The organism is Chelatococcus caeni (genome assembly GCF_014196925.1).
GTDB lineage: Bacteria > Pseudomonadota > Alphaproteobacteria > Rhizobiales > Beijerinckiaceae > Chelatococcus_A > Chelatococcus_A caeni.
In genome coordinates, this window is the sequence record NZ_JACIEN010000006.1 from 252,523 (window position 1) to 268,895 (window position 16,373).

Consider the following 16,373-nt stretch of genomic DNA (forward strand, 5'->3'; position numbering starts at 1 on the left):
ACCCGCGACAGCATGACGGGGAGACGGCATGAGCGAGCGAGACGGCGGCGCGCGCCCGCACCGGGACAGGCCCTGGATCTTCCGCACCTATGCGGGCCATTCGACGGCAGCGGAATCGAACCGGCTCTACCGCACGAATCTCGCGCGTGGCCAGACCGGCCTGTCGGTCGCCTTCGACCTGCCGACGCAGACGGGCTACGACCCCGACCACGCGCTCGCCCGTGGCGAGGTCGGCAAGGTCGGCGTCTCCATCGCCCACATCGGCGACATGCGCACGCTCTTCGAGGGCATCCCGCTCGCGGAGATGAACACTTCGATGACGATCAACGCGACAGCGGCGTGGCTGCTGTCGCTCTACATCGCCGTGGCCGACGAGCAGGGCGCTCCGCGCGGGCGCCTCACGGGCACGACGCAGAACGACATCGTCAAGGAATATCTCTCGCGCGGCACCTATGTCTTCCCGCCGGTGCCGTCCATGCGCCTCACCAAGGACGTCGTGCTGTTCACGACGCGGGAGGTGCCGAAGTGGAACCCGATGAACGTCTGCTCCTACCACCTGCAGGAGGCGGGGGCGACGCCCGTGCAGGAGCTTTCGTTCGCGCTCGCCACGGCCATCGCCGTCCTCGATACGGTGCGGGGCAGCGGCGAGGTGGACGAGGACGCCTTCGCCGAGGTGGTCGGGCGCATCTCCTTCTTCGTCAACGCCGGCATGCGCTTCGTCACCGAGCTGTGCAAGATGCGCGCCTTCGCCGAGCTGTGGGACGAGATCTGCCGCGATCGCTACGGCATCACGGACCCGAAGAAGCGCCTCTTCCGCTATGGCGTGCAGGTCAATTCCCTCGGCCTCACCGAGCAGCAGCCCGAGAACAACGTCTACCGCATCCTCATCGAGATGCTCGCCGTCGTGCTCTCCAAGAAGGCGCGGGCGCGGGCCGTGCAGCTGCCGGCCTGGAACGAGGCGCTCGGCCTGCCGCGCACCTTCGACCAGCAATGGTCACTGCGCATGCAGCAGATCATGGCCTATGAGACGGATCTGCTCGAATATGACGACATCTTCGACGGCTCCCGTGTAATCGAGGAGAGGGTCGGGGCGTTGAAGGAGGCGGCGCGGACGGAACTCGCCCGCATCGAGGCGCTCGGCGGGGCCGTCGCCGCCGTCGAGACCGGCTATCTCAAGCGCGCGCTCGTTGAATCGAATGCGGCCCGGCTCGCCGCCATCGAGGCGGGCGAGCAGGTCGTCGTCGGCGTCAACCGCTGGACGGAGAGCGAGCCTTCCCCGCTGCTGGCTGGCGAGGGGGCCATCCTCACCGTGCCGGAGACGGTGGAGATGGAGGCCGTGGCCCGGCTCAGGGAGTGGCGGGCAAAGCGCGACGGCAGCGAGATCGCGGCGGCGCTGGCCGATCTCGAGGCGGCGGCGCGCGAGGCGCGTAACGTCATGGAACCGTCGATCCGCTGCGCCCGTGCCGGCGTCACCACCGGCGAATGGGGCGAGACCCTGCGCCGCGTCTTCGGCGAATACCGTGCGCCGACCGGCGTGACGACCGAGACGCGCTCGCCCGAGGTCGACCGCGACGTGCGCCTGCTGGTGACCGATCTTTCGGAGAAGCTCGGCGGTCCGCCGCGCCTCGTCGTCGGCAAGCCGGGGCTCGACGGTCATTCCAACGGCGCCGAGCAGGTGGCCCTGCGCGCCCGCGACGTCGGCATGGACGTGACCTACGACGGCATCCGTCAGACGCCGGCCGACATCGTGGCGCGCGCCCGCGCGGTCGATGCCCATGTCATCGGCCTCTCCATCCTCTCCGGCTCGCACGTGCCGCTGGTGCGCGACGTGATGGCACGGCTGCGCTCCGAGGGGCTCGACCACATCCCGGTCGTCGTCGGCGGCATCATCCCGCCGGAGGACGAATTGGTGCTGAAGAACATCGGCGTCTCCGCCGTCTACACGCCGAAGGACTATGCGCTCGACGAGGTGATGGCCGGCATCGTCCGGGTCGTCGAGCGTGCCCGCGCCCGGCTCGATGCCTGAGCGCTCCATCAAGAAACGATAACGAAAGGGAGACATGATGAGCCCTGCCGCCGCCGCGAGCACGACATCAACCGATCTGCGCACCCTCGCCCGCGAGGCGGCGGAGGCGCTCGGCGCGCTGGCAGGGGCCGCGACCGAGGCGGCGCGCGCCGCCGTCATGGTCGGGGGACGCATCGCGCCGGAGAGGCTCGACCGCGCCCAGCACATGGCGCACGGCCTCGCCTGGATGGCGACCTATGCCACGGCCGTGCGCGAGCTCGCCGCCTGGGCGGACCGACTGGCCGAGGAGGGCCGTTTCGGCGAGGTCGAGGAGCTCATCCTTGCCGTCGGCGCCGGTGAATATTGCGCGCAGGTCTTCGGCGGCATCCCCATGAGCCAGGGCGAGATCGTGCGGCCGGATGTCTTCGGCCTCGACGAAGGGGCGCTTGCCACCTTGCGTACGCCGGCGCTGCGGGCGCTCATCGCTGAGGGCAACACGGCCGAAAACCGCGCCCGGCTCGCGACGCTCATCCGCCAGCGCGACGGTGCCTCCAGCATCGGCGACACCGGCCTCGACGAGACGCTGGAGGCGATCCGCGCCGAGATGCGCCGTTTCGCCGATGCCGAGGTGGTGCCGCATGCGCAGGACTGGCATCGCAGCAACAGCTACATCCCGCTCGAGATCATCGCCGACATGGCCGCGCTCGGCGTCTTCGGCCTGACAATCCCCGAGGAATACGGCGGCATGGGCCTCTCCAAGGTCTCCATGTGCGTCGTGTCGGAGGAGCTGTCGCGCGGCTATATCGGCGTCGGTTCCCTCGGCACGCGCTCCGAGATCGCGGCCGAACTGATCCTCGGCGGCGGCACGGAGGAGCAGAAGGCGCATTTCCTGCCGAAGATCGCGAGCGGCGAGATCCTGCCGACGGCGGTCTTCACCGAGCCGAACACCGGCTCCGACCTCGCCTCGCTGAAGGCCCGCGCCCAGCGCGAGGGCGATGTCTACAAGGTCTACGGCAACAAGACCTGGATCACGCATCCCGTGCGTGCCGACCTCATGACCCTGCTCGTGCGCACCGATCCGGCCGAGCCCGGCCACCGCGGCCTCTCCATTCTGCTGGCCGAGAAGCCCCGCGGCACCGACGAAGATCCCTTCCCGGTGGCGGGGCTGACGGGCGGCGAGATCGAGGTGCTCGGCTATCGCGGCATGAAGGAATACGAGCTCGCCTTTGACGGTTTTGCAGTGCCGGCGGCGAACCTTCTCGGCGGGCGCGAGGGGCAGGGCTTCAAGCAGCTGATGCAGACCTTCGAGGCGGCCCGCATCCAGACGGCGGCGCGCGCCATCGGCGTCGCGCAATCGGCCTTCGAGCTCGGCCTGCGCTATGGCGAGGAGCGCGTGCAGTTCGGCAAGAGCCTCATCCACTTCCCGCGGGTCGCCGACAAGCTGGTCATGATGGCGGTCGAGATCATGCTCGCCCGCCAGCTCACCTATTTCGCCGCCCGCGCCAAGGACGAGGGCCGGCGCTGCGATCTCGAGGCCGGCATGGCCAAGCTTCTCGCCGCGCGCGTCGCCTGGGCGGCGGCGGACAATGCGGTGCAGATCCACGGCGGTAACGGCTTTGCGCTCGAATATCCGGTGTCGCGCGTGCTGTGCGACGCGCGCATCCTGTCGATCTTCGAAGGCGCTGCCGAAATCCAGGCCCAGGTCATCGCCCGCCGCCTCATCGAGGAACAGTCCTGACCCTTGCCGTGTTCGCTTCCTGAAGGGGGCTTCCCACGCGCGTGTCTGGCATCGCGCGTGCCCGCTTCCCACATAAGTGAGTGCAGCCAAGGAGGATCATGATGAGCGGATTACGCCTTGCCCACGATACCTGGGTTCTCGTCGGCGACGGAGAGAAGGCGCTCTTCTTTCGCAACGAGGGAGACGCCGCCTATCCGAACCTCGTCGTCGAGAACATCTTCGCGCAGGACAATCCGCCCAATCGCGAGCAGGCGACCGACGTGCCGGGCCGCATGAACCGCGGCCGCCCCAGCAACAACAAGAGCGCCATCGAGCCGACCGACTGGCATCGTCTCGCCAAGGATCGCTTCGCGAGCGAGGTGGCGGAGACCCTCTATCGGGCGGCGCACGAAAAGCGCTTCGAGCGGCTCGTCGTCGTCGCACCGCCGCAGACGCTCGGGGAACTGCGCAAGGCCTTCCACAAGGAGGTCAGCGAGCGCATCGTCGCGGAGGTGGACAAGACGCTCACCTCCCATCCGGTCTACGATATCGAGAAGGTCCTGACGGCCTGAGGTTTCGCGCGCCACCCGACGGGCGGCGGCATGCACAGGAAGCCATTGCAAAAGCCCCATGGTCGCCGGCGGGTGTTGCCACGCCGCGCGTTGCGTTGTCAGCTATCGGGATGGCGCAACGAGCGAGGGGAGCGTGCCGGCGATGGGATGGGCCTTGGAGAGTTTCGGAGCCGATGCCATTCATCGCCTGCCCTGGCCCGAGAACGGCGACGAGGTGCGCTTCGTGGAGCATGCCGGCGGACTGTGGTTCGTGGCGGCCGACGTCTGCCGGCCCCTGCGCTTCACCCTGAACCGCGCCGGCGCCATCAACGTCACCCAGGCGCTCGCCTGTGTCGGCCCGCAGGACAAGATGCTGGTGCGGCTCGAGACGAGTCCCGGTACGTTCCGGCCGTTCACGCGCTACATGCTGGTGTCGGAAGCGGGCCTCGAATCGCTGGTTGCCGAAGGGCTCGCCCGCCGCGTGCCGGCTGTCGATGCAGCCGACGTGCCGGCCCTCGCCCGGCTGGTACGCTCCGCCGCGCGCAATCTCGTCGCGGCCCTCGGCGGCCGGGCGGGCGCCTCGCCGCACGAGAGCGGCGAAGCTTCCCCGGAGGAGCCCTTGCGCCCTGCGGTCGGAGGCTGACCTCGGATGCTGCCTCAGCCGCGTCCGGTCGCCCGCTCGAGGGCGGACGAAAGGTCGTCGTAGAGGTCCTGCGGGTCCTCGATGCCGACCGACAGGCGCAGGAGGTCCGTCGGGCAGGGCGACCCCGCGCCCTCGATGGAGGCGCGATGCTCGATCAGGCTCTCGACGCCGCCGAGGGAGGTCGCCCGTTTCCACAGCTCGACCTTCGCGGCCGTCGCAATGGCCGCCTGTTCACCCGCCGCCAGCCTGATCGACAGCATGTAGCCGAAGCCGTGCGCCATCTGCCGGGCGGCGACGGCATGGCCGGGGTGGTCCGGCAGGCCCGGATAGAGCACCTTCGCCACCGCGGGATGGGCGGCGAGCCGTTCGGCGAGCGTCGCAGCCGAGGCGCTCTGGGCCGCGGCGCGCAGGTGGAAGGTGCGCATGCCGCGCATCAGGAGATAGGCCTCGAAGGGGCCGAGGATGCCGCCCTGGCCCCGGCGGATCGTCGTGATGCGCGCCCAGAAGTCGTCCTCTGCAGCGGTGACGAGGGCACCGGCGACGACATCCGAATGGCCGTTGAGGATCTTTGTCGCCGCATGCATGACGATGTCGGCGCCGAGGGCCAGCGGCTGGCTGTGATAGGGCGAGGCGGTGGTGGAATCGACCGCAAGGCGCGCCCCGGCCGCATGGGCGATCTCGGCGGCGGCGGCAATGTCGGTGATCGTCCACAGCGGGTTCGACGGGGTCTCAATCCAGACGAGCCTGGTGCGGCCGGGGGTTACGGCGGCGCGCAGCGCATCGAGGTCGGTGGTATCGACGAAATCGACCACGAGACCCCAGCGCTTGGCCTCGTTCGCCAGCCAGTGGCGCAGCGCCCAGTACATCACGGTCGGCGCGACGACGTGATCGCCGGGATCGAGCGCCTGGAACACGGCCGTCGCCGCGGCCATGCCCGAGCCGAAGAGAAACGCCGCCTTGCCTCCCTCCAGCATGGCGAGGACGTCCTCGGCCTCGCGCGTCGTGGCATTGTCGGGCCGGCCGTAGACGTAGCCCGACGAATAGGCGTTGTCCTCGTCCCGGATATAGGTCGTCGCCACATGGATCGGCGGCACCACGGCCTTGGTCAGCGGATCCGTGACGCCCATGGCCTGGGCGGCGAGGGTGCGGGCGGACCAGGGCTTCTTCGGCGCGGTCATGGGAGGCTCCGTGCGGCGCGGGAAACGGGACGCGTGCATATGACGCGAGCCGGCAGGCCAGGCAAGGGGCGCCGCGGGAGGCCCTCCTGCGCGCGGCGCATGGGCGGCAGGCGCCGCGGTCCTCAGCTCAGCGCGTCGCGCACGCTCGTGCGCAGGTCGGCGAGGGAAAAGGGCTTCGTCAGGACGTCGATGACGACGCCCTCGAGGGAGCTTGCCCGCTCGCGCTGGTCGGCGAAGCCGGTCATGAGCATGACGGTGAGCTCCGGATAGGTGCGCTTTGCCGCATGCGCGAGGGCGATGCCGTCCATGATGGGCATGCGGATGTCGGTGAGCAGGAGGTCGAAACGGCCCTCGTGCTGGTCGAGGCGGGCAAGACCGTCCTCGCCGTCGATGGCCGTGACGACCGCATGGCCGTCGATCTCCAGCCCGCGCTTCAGGAAGCCGCGGACGCCTTCTTCGTCGTCGACGAGCAGAATATGCGCCATCGTCACTGTTCCTTGCGGTCCTCGTTTTCCGTCTCCACGACGCCGACGAACGGCAACTGCCGGTAGCGGTGGGCCACGTCCATGCCGTAGCCGACCACGAACAGGTCGGGGCATTCGAAGCCGGTGTAGTCGGCGTCGATCTGCACCGCGCGCTTGCCTGGCTTCTCGAGCAGGACGGCGGATTTCACGGTGCGCGCGCCGCGCGCCATCAGAAGGTCTTTTGCGAAGGCGAGGGTACGGCCCGATTCGAGAATGTCGTCGACGAGCAGCACGTCGCGGTCGCGCACGTCGCTCTCGACATCCTTCAGGATCTCGACCTGCCCGGAGGAGACGGTTGCCTCGCGATAGCTCGACATGTGCACGAACTCGACCTGCGGCTCGAGCCCGGCCCTGTGCAGCGCGCGGATGAGATCGGCCGCGAACATGAAGCTGCCCTTCAGCACGGCGACGACGAGCAGGTCGTGCGGCTTGGAGGCCGCCACGGCCCGGGCGATGTCCTCGTTGCGGGCGGCGATCTTGCTCTCGTCGAACAGGACCCGGATGCTCTTGGTCTGCATGGTCTGGCCTTTATCGTTGCCCGCTGCGGAGCACATGCTGCCGCTTAGCCGCCACCGGCGATGGGCGCAAGTGCGGCGGGCGGGGAAGGAACAGGCACGGGCACGCCCGGGTCCGGGGCGCCCGCGCCTGCACTGGGATGAGCCTATAGGCGTTGGCACGGGAAGGACAGACAATGGACATGGCGAATCAGGCTGGCTTGCGCGGCCCGCCCCGGTTAGGACAGGCATCCGCGTAACACCAATTGGTCGGCCCTCATGGTTAACGAACCGTGAACGCGCCGCGGCCGTGAGGAGGTGACTGGTGGTTCGTTTCGACAATGTCGGACTGCGCTACGGCATGGGGCCGGAGGTGCTGAGAGACCTGACGTTCTCGATCGAGCCGCGCTCGTTCCAGTTTCTCACCGGCCCCTCGGGCGCCGGCAAGACGACGCTGCTGCGCCTCGTCCTCCTCGCGCTCAAGCCCACGCGCGGCCTCATCACCCTCTTCGGCGAGGACGTCTCGCAGATCGGCGGGGACGCGCTGACCGCCCTGCGCCGGCGCATGGGCGTCGTCTTCCAGGATTTCCGGCTGCTCGACCACCTCACCACCTACGAGAACGTCGCATTGCCGCTGCGCGTGCAGGGGCGGGAGGAGGTGAGCTACCGCGCCGAGGTGGTGGAGCTGCTGCGCTGGGTCGGCCTCGGCGAGCGCATGCACGTGCTGCCGCCGGTGCTCTCGGGCGGCGAGAAGCAGCGCGCCGCCATTGCCCGCGCCCTCATCGCCCGGCCGGAGCTGCTTCTGGCCGACGAGCCGACCGGCAACGTCGACCCCAGCCTCGCCAAGCGCCTGCTGCGCCTCTTCATCGAGCTCAACCGGCTCGGCACGTCGGTCATCATCGCCACGCACGACCTTGCGCTCATGGACCAGGTGGACGCCCGTCGCCTGGTGCTTGGCGAAGGCCGCCTGCACATCTACGAGTGATCGCATGATGCGCCGCTCCGAACAGACCAACGCCGCACCGGCCGCAGAACCCGACCTCGGGCCGCTGCCCGAGACGTTGCGCCGCAACCAGCCGCTCGTCCCGGCCGATTCGGTCGCCGGCCGGGCGCTCGTCACCGTCATCGCCATCCTGACCTTCCTCGCGGCGCTCGCCGCCGGTGCCGCCGAGCTCGTCGCCGGCGCCTCGGCCGAATGGCGCTCCTCGATCTCGCGCGAGGTCACCATCCAGGTGAAGCCCAACACCCAGCGTGACATCGAGGCCGATGTCGCCACCGCGACCGCGGTGGCCGGCGCCGACCCGCAGGTCGATTCCGTCTCCGTCTACTCGAAGGAGGAGGCGGAGCGGCTGCTGGCGCCCTGGCTCGGCACGGGGCTCGACCTGGTCGAGCTGCCGGTGCCGCGGCTCGTCGTCGTCCGCCTCAAGGGCGGCATCACGCCGGACCTTGCCGGCATGAAGCAGCAACTGGCCGAGCAGGTGCCGACCGCGAGCCTCGACGATCACCGCATGTGGATCGCGCGCCTGTCGACCATGGCGGGCACCCTCGTCGTCATCGCGCTCGCCATCGTCGGCCTGGTGCTCACGGCGGCGGCGCTGGCCATCGCCTTCGCGACGCGCGGGGCCGTGGCGAGCAGCCGCGAGATCCTGGAGGTGCTGCATTTCGTGGGCGCGGATGACCGCTTCATCGCCCGCGAGTTCCAGCTGAGGTTCCTCGGCCTCGGCCTCAAGGGCGGGGCCATCGGCTGCCTGGCGGCCATCCTGCTCATCGCGGCGCTCGGCTTCCTCGCCGGCTACTGGCGCGCGAGTCCGGGCGGCGATCAGATCGAGGCGCTGTTCGGGGCCTTCGACATCGGCTGGCGCGGCTATGGCGCCGTCGTCGTGGTGACGGCGATCGTCGCCGCCGTGACGGCGCTCGTCTCGCGCGTCACGGTGCGCCGTCACCTGAGTGGGCTGGGCTGACAACGCGTGGCTGTGCGCGCTTTCTGCCTAGTGCCCGCCGCATTCGTCGTTATGCTGCGCGGCGAAAGGTTGAAAGCATGAGCGTCGTGGGCAACGAGCCGGTCGCGGTCGATCCTGCCGAAGGCGAGCCGTCCGCCGTGGCGACGGCAGTGCCCCCGCGGCGCGGCAGGGGATGGCTGGTGCTGCGCCGTGGCGTGGCTGCGGCCGGCCTTCTCGCCTGCCTTGCCTTCGCCGTCGGCTTCTTCGTGTTCACCGACATGGTCGGCCGCGCGGAGCGGCGGGTGAACGCGAGCGCCGATGCCGTGGTGGCCCTGACCGGCGGCGCCCAGCGCATCGCCGATGCGGCCGACCTGCTGAAGCAGGGCTATGCCCGCCGTCTCCTGATCAGCGGCGTCAACAAGCACACGACGCCCGCCCAGCTCGCCGAGCTCAACCCGGAGCTTGGCGAACTGGTCGAGTGCTGCGTCGATCTCGACTACCGGGCGCGCAACACCATCGGCAACGCCATCGAGACGCGTCGCTGGGTGCAGCAGCACGCCTTCCGCTCGCTGATCGTGGTGACGTCGAACTACCATATGCCGCGCTCGCTGGTGGAGCTCGGCAACGTCCTGCCCGAGACCGAGCTCGTGCCGCACGCCGTCTCGGCCGACCGCATCGACACCGAGCGGTGGTGGCGCGACCCTGTCGCCGCGAAGCTGCTCTTCATGGAATATCTGAAGTATCTCGTCGCGGTGGCGCGCACCTATGTGGAGCGCGATCCGGAAGATTCGCGCGTCGCGGTCTTCGTCGGCGGCCGCAAACCGGTTGCGACCGTTCCCGTGCTGCGCTAGGCGGTCAGCGGCGCGCCGGCCCGCGCGCGCAGATGCCGCCGGATGCCATGCTCGCTCTCCGTTCCCTCGCCTTCAACATCGCCTTCTACGCCAACCTCGTCGTGTGGCTCGTCATCTGCCTGCCGACGATGCTCCTGCCGCGGCGCGCCCTGATGGCGGTGGCGCGCGGCTGGGCCCGGAGCTCCCTGTGGCTCCTGCGCGTCATTGCCGGCACGCGTCTCGAGGTGCGCGGCCTCGCCAACATCCCGCAGGGGGGCTGCCTCGTCGCCTGCAAGCACCAGTCGATGTGGGAGACCTTCGCGCTCGTTCCCTTCTTCTCGGATCCCACCTTCATCCTGAAGCGGGAGCTCATGTTCATCCCCTTCTTCGGCTGGTACCTGTGGAAGGCCGACATGGTGCCCGTGAACCGGCGTGGCGGCGCGCGGGCGATGGTGCGCATGACCGAGAAGGCGGCCGAGGAGGCGCGCGACGGCCGCCAGATCATCATCTTCCCCGAGGGCACGCGCCGGCCGCCGGGCGCCGAGCCCGCCTACAAATACGGCATCGCCCATCTCTACGGCCGGCTCGGCGTGCCGTGCCTGCCGGTCGCCCTCAACTCCGGCCTCTACTGGCCGCGCCGGCGCTTCATCCGCCGGCCCGGCACCATCGTGGTCGAGTTCCTGCCGCCGATCCCGGCCGGCCTGCCGCGCGACAGCCTGGTGCCGGCGCTGGTCGATGCGATCGAGCCCGTCGCCCGCCGCCTCCATGCCGATGGCCTTGCGGAGATCGGCGGGACCATCCAGCCGGCACCGGAGCGGGCGGAGGCCCCGTGATCAGCTGAAGCCTCGGCGCTTGACAACATGGTTAATTTGTTCTCTCTTTGTCCGGAACAAATAGGGAACATGGAGCCGGATATGAGCGCAGTCGTCCAATTTCCCATGCACATGGCGCGCCGTCCCGTCGCGCGCCCATTGGCCCGCCCGCTCGTTGCGGGGCGCCGGGCCGTGCAGGACGAGGCCCTCCACGTCGCCTCGGGCGGCGATCTCCTGCCGCTGCGTGCCTGGCGCGGGCGCTCGGGGCGCCGCTATGTCGTGTCGGTCTATCCGATGACGGCCATGTGGCAGGAGGCGCATCTCGACGCCGTGCTCATCGCCGTCGCCCGTGACGGTGAGGCGCGCCGCATCGTCGGGGTGCGCGATTCCTCCCCGCTCTCGCCCGAGGGCTTCGACGGCGCCTGGTTCGGGCAGATGCGCGCCTGCGGCGCGGTGGAGCTGCACGTCCACCTCCTCGCGATCAGCGCCGAGGAGCGTGCGGCCGTCGCGCGGGACCTGCGCCCCTTCCAGTGATCCGGCTTTGCCGGGCTGGCGTCAGCGCAGCTGCGCCGCGAGCCAGGCGAGCGTCGCGTCGTGCACGTCGAGCGCCATGAGGTGCTCGTAGGTGTTCAGCACATATTCGGGATTGGGGCCCGACTGGCCCACCCCCTGGCGGACGATGGCGAGCAGCGCCTCGCGCGGCAGCTCCCCGGCATATTGGTGATGCCGGCGGTCCGCCACATAGGTGAGGGCGGTCACGTGCCTGCCGTCGTCGAGGCGCACGGGCAGGTGGCGCTCCAGATAGACGGCCGTCGCCTGCTCCCGAGCCCTCAGATAAGCGATCGTCTCCGCGACCTCCGGCCGCGGCACGCGGAAGGCCACCCCCTTGCAGGCGCCGCCGCGGTCGAGCCCGAGGACGAGGCCCGGCCGCTCCGGCGTGCCGCGATGGACGTGCGAATAGACGCACAGCGAGCGGCGGTAACCGGCGAGCCGGGCGGGAAAGCGGTCGATGAAGGGAAAGCCGGGCCGCCACATCAGCGAGCCGTAGCCGAAGACCCACAGATCGCCTGATTCGTGGCCCATGCCCTTCCGTCTCGTCGATGAACCGTCTCGTCGATGACAGGCCGTTTCCGCCGACGCCGAAAGCTTGCCCGCGCCGCCGCTTGGCCGCAAGCCGGGTAACAGCTAGGAAGGGGCGGTGCAACAAGGGAGAGGGCGTTGAACGAAAGCGAACAGGTCGACAGCAGCGCGGCCGGCGTGCGCCGCAGCCGCTGGGGGCTCTATCTGCCGGTCGTGCTGCTGGCGCTGCTCGTCGCCGGCTGGTCCGTCTTCTGGTTCAGCGCGCGCGCCCGGGCCCTCGATACGGTCGAATTGTGGCTGGCGCGCGAGGTGGCCGAGGGGCGCCGCTGGTCCTGCCCGCAGCGCTCGGTCGGCGGCTTTCCCTTCCGCTTCGAGCTGCGTTGCGAGAACGCCACCTTCACAGGTGACACCGACATCGGCCCCGCCACGGGCGAGCTGAAGCGCTTCCTCGCGGTCTCGCAGGTCTATCGGCCGCAGCACGTCATCCTGGAGGTCGAGGGGCCGCTCGTGGCGCGCAGCACGGCCAACGATGCCAGCCTGACGCTCGACTGGCGCCGCTTCGATGCGAGCGTCGTCATCTCCAACGATCTGCCGGAGCGCGTCGCCGTGAGCGTCGCCGAGCCGACGCTCACGGTGAGCGCGCCCGATTCGCCCGGGGGCAGCTTCAAGGCGGAGGCCGTGGAGATCCATGCCCGGCGTACGCCCGAGCGCGCCGGCGCTTATGACCTGGCGCTCGACCTGCGCAAGGCGAGCGTGCCCGAGCTCGACGCACTCCTCGCGACCTCCGATGCGGCCGACATGACGCTGCGCGCAACGGTGACGGAAGCCGAGATGCTGGCCCGCGGTGCCACCCCGGCGCGGCTGGAGGCCTGGCGGGAGCGCGACGGCGCTGTCGAGCTGACGCGCCTTGCCCTCGTCAAGGGGCCGCAATCGCTGGAGGCGAGCGGCAGGCTCGGGATCGATGCCCTGCATCGGCCGGAGGGCACCGTCGATGCGTCGGTGGCCGGCCTCGAGGGGCTGCTCTCGCGCTTCGGCCTCGGCGGCAACGGGCTCGGCGGCCTCATCGCGGGCGGCCTCTCCGTGCTCGGCGGCGGCAGGGCCGGAGCCGAGGCTCCGGGCGCGGGCGCCCCGGGCATGACCAGGCTGCCGCCCATCCGGTTCACGGACGGACGGATCCTCCTCGGTCCCTTCCAGGTGGGCACGGTCTCGCCGCTGCGCTGAGCGGCGGGCCGGTCACTGCCCGTCGCCGTCTCCGCCTCGCCGGCGGCCGAAGTCCGGCTCGGTCGTCTCCTGGCCGACGGCGATGATGTTGCGGCGGATGGCGCGCGTGCGCGTGAAGAGATCGAACAGCGCCTGGCCGTCGCCCCAGCGGATGGCCCTCTGCAGCGCCGCGAGATCCTCGTTGAAGCGGCCGAGCATCTCGAGCACCGCCTCCTTGTTGTTGAGGAAGACGTCGCGCCACATGGTCGGGTCGGAGGCGGCGATGCGCGTGAAATCGCGAAAACCGCCGGCCGAGAACTTGATCACCTCCGACTGGGTGACCTCCTCGAGGTCCGCCGCCGTGCCGACGATGTTGTAGGCGATGAGGTGCGGCACGTGGCTGGTGATGGCGAGCACCAGGTCGTGGTGCTGCGCCGTCATCACCTCGACATTGGAGCCGAGCGCGCGCCAGAAGCCGCGCACGGCATTGATCGCCGCGGGATCGGCGTCCTCCGGCGGGGTCAGGATCGACCAGCGGTCGATGAACAGCGTCGCAAAGCCCGCGTCGGGGCCGGAATATTCCGTGCCCGCGACGGGATGGGCGGGGACGAGATGGACGCCCGCCGGCATGTGCGGCGCGAGCTGGGCGAAGGCCGCGCCCTTGACCGAGCCGACGTCGGAGACGATGGCGCCGGGCTTGAGATGCGGCGCAATGGCCTCGGCGACGGCGCCATAGGCGCCGACCGGCACGCACAGCACGACGAGATCGGCCCCCGCGGCCGCTTCGGCGGCATCGGTGGTCGCGATATCGGCGAGGCCGAGCTCGCGCACGCGCACCGTCACCTCGGGCGAGGCATCGGCGGCGACGAGCGTGCCGGCGAGATTCAGGTGGCGCGCCGCCCGCGCGATCGAGGAGCCGATGAGGCCGAGGCCGATGAGAGTGATCCGCTCGAAGAGCGGCGTGTCGCGCGGCGGGCCGAGACGGTCAGGCATCGCCCCCTCGCAGGAAATCGGCGAGCGCCGCGACGACGAGGCGGTTGGCCTCGGCCGTGCCGATCGTCAGGCGCAGCGCGTTCGGCAGGCCATAGGCGCCGACCCCGCGCAGGATGAGCCCGCGGGCCGAGAGGAAGGCATCTGCCGCCCTGGCGCCGCGCTTCGCCTCGTCTGGGAAGTGGATGAGCAGGAAGTTGCCGACGCTCGGGGTGACGGAAAGGCCGAGCTTCTCGATCTCCCGCGTCAGCCAGGGCAGCCACTCCTCGTTGTGCGCCACGGAGGCCGCGATATGCGCATCGTCGGCAAGCGCGGCGATGCCGGCCTCCAGCGCCGGGGCGCCGATGTTGAAGGGGCCGCGGATGCGGTTCAGCGCATCGGCGACATGCGCCGGCATGTAGCCCCAGCCGAGGCGCAGGCCCGCAAGCCCGTAGATCTTCGAGAAGGTGCGCGTCATGACGACGTTCTCGCTCGTCGCCACCAGCTCGAGCCCGGAGGCATAGTCGTTGCGCCGCACATATTCGGCGTAAGCCGCGTCGAGCACCAGGAGCACGTGCGGCGGCAGCCCGGCGTGCAGGCGCTTGACCTCGTCGAAGGGGATGTAGGTGCCCGTCGGGTTGTTGGGATTGGCGAGGAAGACGATCTTCGTCCGCTCGGTGACCCGCGCGAGCAGGGCATCGACGTCGGTCGTCAGGTTCTTCTCCGGCGCCACCACCGGCGTGCCGCCGGCCGCCAGGATGGCGATACGGTAGACGAGGAAGCCGTGCTCGCTGAACAGGCCCTCGTCGCCCGGGCCGATATAGGCGTGGGTCAGGAGGCTGAGCAGCTCGTCCGAGCCGGCGCCGCAGACGATGCGGCCGGCGTCGAGGCCGTATTTGGTGGCGATCGCCTGGCGCAGGCGCGTCGCGGCCCCGTCCGGATAATAGGCGATGTGATCGGCAGCGGCGTGGACGGCGGCGATGGCATGCGGGCTCGGGCCGAGCGGCGTCTCGTTGGAGGAGAGCTTGTAGACCTTCTCGACACCGGCCGCGGCGCTCTTGCCGGGAATATAAGCGTCGATGGTGAGCACGCCGGGACGAGGCTCGGGACGGGCCGTGACGATGGCCATTGCGATGGGCTCCGCTATCGGACGGGGGAGGAAGAGGCGCCGCCGCCCTGTGAGGGCGCCTCGGGAACGACGAACCGGGCAGCATGGCTGCCGATCTCGGCAAGATGCGCGCGCCCGGCACCGGCGCCGGTCAGCGCCTCTTCGAGGGCGGCAAGCGTCACCGTGCCGGGCATGGAGAGGAGAAGCGAGAGGCCGCCGGCGATGCCGGCCGAGCCGAGCACCTCGGCACCGAGGGCGGAAATGGCGGCAGGGACGGTGTCACGCCATCGCTCCACCCGCGCCGAGACGAGCACGATCTCGCGCACGGCGGCATCGGCCACCGGCTTCGACACGACGAAGACCGGGGTCGCCGCCGGATGGTCCGGCCGTTCGATGAAGGGCAGGCGCGCGATGACCTTGGGCGCGCCGGCCCCCGTGAGCCGCGCCCACCAGGCGCCCGAGGCGGTCCCCTGGTCGGGGCGGAAGATGCCGAGATCGCCCTTCGAGGCGGCGACGGCGGCGATCACCTCCGCGGCGCTCGCATGCGGCACGTAGGGCACCGTGAAGCCGAAGTGGAAGCGGGCGGAATCGCGCATCGGCGCATCGCCGCCGGAGATGTCGGCATGCACGCGGTAGGGCGCCTGCACATAGGTAAAAGTGGCGATGATGACGCGCAGGATGCTCTCGGCCGTGTCGAGCGGCAGGATGCCTTCGTGGCGCGCGGCCAGGCGGCGCATCATGTCCGCCTCGCGCCCGGGGCGGAAGGCGGAGCCCGATTCCGACGTCTTCTTGACCGCGATGAGCCGGTCGATGATCTCGCCGCGCTCCATGAGCAGGCGGTGCATCGCCTCGTCGATGCGGTCGATGTCCTGCCTGAGGGCGGCGAGGTCGACGTTTGGCAGGGTCCCCGACATGTTCCCATCCGCATGAGCTGCCGCCCCGCACGCCATCGCGGTCCGGCAAAGCCGGTCTTGTAGAACGCGGCGCGACGGAACGCAAAGAGATCGGTGCAAGATTGCCTGCTTGCGCATCGGCCCCTCACCCCAGCCCCCTCCTCCCAGGGGGCAGGGCAATCGTATATCCTGGGGGAGGCGCACTGATCCCTCCCCTCCAGGGGAGGGTGGATCGGTCCGCAGGACCGAGACGGGTGGGGTCAAGGCAGGGACGCTGTTCGCAATCTCAGCCGCGCGGCCCCCTCCGTCGCTGCTATCGCAGCGCCACCTCCCCCCTGCGGGGGAGGATCACGACCTCGATGCCCATATGCGATAGTCCTCTCCCCGCCCGCGGGGAGAAGGTGTCCGCGCAGCGGCCGGCTGAGGGGC

The 16,373-nt window shown here is 70.2% G+C and carries 17 protein-coding genes; 10 read left to right on the forward strand and 7 right to left on the reverse strand.

Annotation, left to right across the window (positions count from 1 at the left end; translation table 11 throughout):
• Nucleotides 1-28 precede the first annotated feature (28 nt).
• The 4 genes from GGR16_RS21310 (at nucleotide 29) to GGR16_RS21325 (ending at nucleotide 4,916) form a co-directional block, all read left to right on the forward strand.
• A complete protein-coding gene (locus tag GGR16_RS21310) occupies nucleotides 29-2,026 on the forward strand; it encodes a protein meaA (protein ID WP_183318014.1) in 1,998 nt (665 codons plus the stop codon).
• A gap of 37 nt (nucleotides 2,027-2,063) precedes the next feature.
• Complete coding sequence (locus GGR16_RS21315) at nucleotides 2,064-3,743, forward strand: acyl-CoA dehydrogenase family protein (RefSeq protein ID WP_183318103.1); 1,680 nt, start codon at nucleotides 2,064-2,066, stop codon at nucleotides 3,741-3,743.
• A 101-nt stretch (nucleotides 3,744-3,844) separates the two neighbouring features.
• Nucleotides 3,845-4,294, forward strand: a complete 450-nt coding sequence (locus GGR16_RS21320; RefSeq protein WP_183318016.1) for a baeRF12 domain-containing protein — start codon at nucleotides 3,845-3,847, stop codon at nucleotides 4,292-4,294.
• Nucleotides 4,295-4,448: 154 nt separating this feature from the next.
• The gene (locus tag GGR16_RS21325) at nucleotides 4,449-4,916 is read left to right on the forward strand and encodes a BRO-N domain-containing protein (protein WP_183318018.1); all 468 of its coding nucleotides are present in this window, start codon (nucleotides 4,449-4,451) and stop codon (nucleotides 4,914-4,916) included.
• Between the two features lie 14 nt (nucleotides 4,917-4,930).
• On the opposite strand, the gene GGR16_RS21330 is transcribed toward GGR16_RS21325, so the two are convergent.
• The 3 genes from GGR16_RS21330 to hpt all read right to left on the reverse strand — a co-directional run bounded on the left by GGR16_RS21330 (nucleotide 4,931) and on the right by hpt (nucleotide 7,136).
• Entirely contained in the window at nucleotides 4,931-6,094 is a 1,164-nt protein-coding gene (locus GGR16_RS21330; RefSeq protein ID WP_183318020.1) for a trans-sulfuration enzyme family protein, read from the reverse strand.
• Nucleotides 6,095-6,216: 122 nt separating this feature from the next.
• Nucleotides 6,217-6,579: a response regulator gene (locus tag GGR16_RS21335; protein WP_183318021.1), complete on the reverse strand. Its 363-nt coding sequence runs from the start codon at nucleotides 6,577-6,579 to the stop codon at nucleotides 6,217-6,219.
• Between the two features lie 2 nt (nucleotides 6,580-6,581).
• Entirely contained in the window at nucleotides 6,582-7,136 is a 555-nt protein-coding gene (gene hpt / locus GGR16_RS21340; protein WP_019400254.1) for a hypoxanthine phosphoribosyltransferase, read from the reverse strand.
• Nucleotides 7,137-7,473: 337 nt separating this feature from the next.
• Between hpt and ftsE the strand changes: the two genes are divergently transcribed.
• The 5 genes from ftsE (at nucleotide 7,474) to GGR16_RS21365 (ending at nucleotide 11,228) form a co-directional block, all read left to right on the forward strand.
• Nucleotides 7,474-8,097, forward strand: coding sequence for a cell division ATP-binding protein FtsE (gene ftsE, locus GGR16_RS21345; RefSeq protein ID WP_245258827.1), 624 nt, complete (start codon nucleotides 7,474-7,476; stop codon nucleotides 8,095-8,097).
• A 4-nt stretch (nucleotides 8,098-8,101) separates the two neighbouring features.
• Nucleotides 8,102-9,073 (forward strand): cell division protein FtsX, encoded by a 972-nt coding sequence (locus tag GGR16_RS21350; protein WP_019400256.1) that lies wholly within the window; start codon nucleotides 8,102-8,104, stop codon nucleotides 9,071-9,073.
• 77 nt (nucleotides 9,074-9,150) lie between these two features.
• On the forward strand, nucleotides 9,151-9,903 hold the full coding sequence (locus tag GGR16_RS21355) for a YdcF family protein (RefSeq protein ID WP_019400257.1): 753 nt from the start codon (nucleotides 9,151-9,153) through the stop codon (nucleotides 9,901-9,903).
• A 47-nt stretch (nucleotides 9,904-9,950) separates the two neighbouring features.
• Complete coding sequence (locus GGR16_RS21360; protein ID WP_183318023.1) at nucleotides 9,951-10,715, forward strand: lysophospholipid acyltransferase family protein; 765 nt, start codon at nucleotides 9,951-9,953, stop codon at nucleotides 10,713-10,715.
• Between the two features lie 81 nt (nucleotides 10,716-10,796).
• A complete protein-coding gene (locus tag GGR16_RS21365) occupies nucleotides 10,797-11,228 on the forward strand; it encodes a hypothetical protein (RefSeq protein WP_156332727.1) in 432 nt (143 codons plus the stop codon).
• Nucleotides 11,229-11,249: 21 nt separating this feature from the next.
• Here GGR16_RS21365 and GGR16_RS21370 read toward each other — a convergent pair whose 3' ends face one another.
• The gene (locus tag GGR16_RS21370) at nucleotides 11,250-11,777 is read right to left on the reverse strand and encodes a gamma-glutamylcyclotransferase (protein WP_019400260.1); all 528 of its coding nucleotides are present in this window, start codon (nucleotides 11,775-11,777) and stop codon (nucleotides 11,250-11,252) included.
• Nucleotides 11,778-11,912: 135 nt separating this feature from the next.
• On the opposite strand from GGR16_RS21370, the gene GGR16_RS21375 reads away from it, so the two are divergent.
• Nucleotides 11,913-12,995 (forward strand): DUF2125 domain-containing protein, encoded by a 1,083-nt coding sequence (locus tag GGR16_RS21375; RefSeq protein WP_183318025.1) that lies wholly within the window; start codon nucleotides 11,913-11,915, stop codon nucleotides 12,993-12,995.
• A gap of 12 nt (nucleotides 12,996-13,007) precedes the next feature.
• Here the strand turns inward: GGR16_RS21375 and GGR16_RS21380 are convergent, their stop codons facing one another.
• From GGR16_RS21380 to GGR16_RS21390, 3 genes are read right to left on the reverse strand one after another with little or no spacing between them, the layout of a single operon-like run.
• Nucleotides 13,008-13,967, reverse strand: a complete 960-nt coding sequence (locus GGR16_RS21380) for a prephenate/arogenate dehydrogenase family protein (protein WP_183318027.1) — start codon at nucleotides 13,965-13,967, stop codon at nucleotides 13,008-13,010.
• Nucleotides 13,960-15,072, reverse strand: a complete 1,113-nt coding sequence (hisC, locus tag GGR16_RS21385) for a histidinol-phosphate transaminase (RefSeq protein ID WP_183318029.1) — start codon at nucleotides 15,070-15,072, stop codon at nucleotides 13,960-13,962. Before hisC ends, GGR16_RS21380 begins: the two co-directional genes overlap by 8 nt.
• A gap of 14 nt (nucleotides 15,073-15,086) precedes the next feature.
• Nucleotides 15,087-15,965 carry a chorismate mutase gene (locus tag GGR16_RS21390; RefSeq protein WP_019400264.1) on the reverse strand — a complete coding sequence of 293 codons (879 nt, stop codon included), beginning with the start codon at nucleotides 15,963-15,965 and terminating at the stop codon, nucleotides 15,087-15,089.
• Between the last annotated feature and the right edge of the window lie 408 nt (nucleotides 15,966-16,373).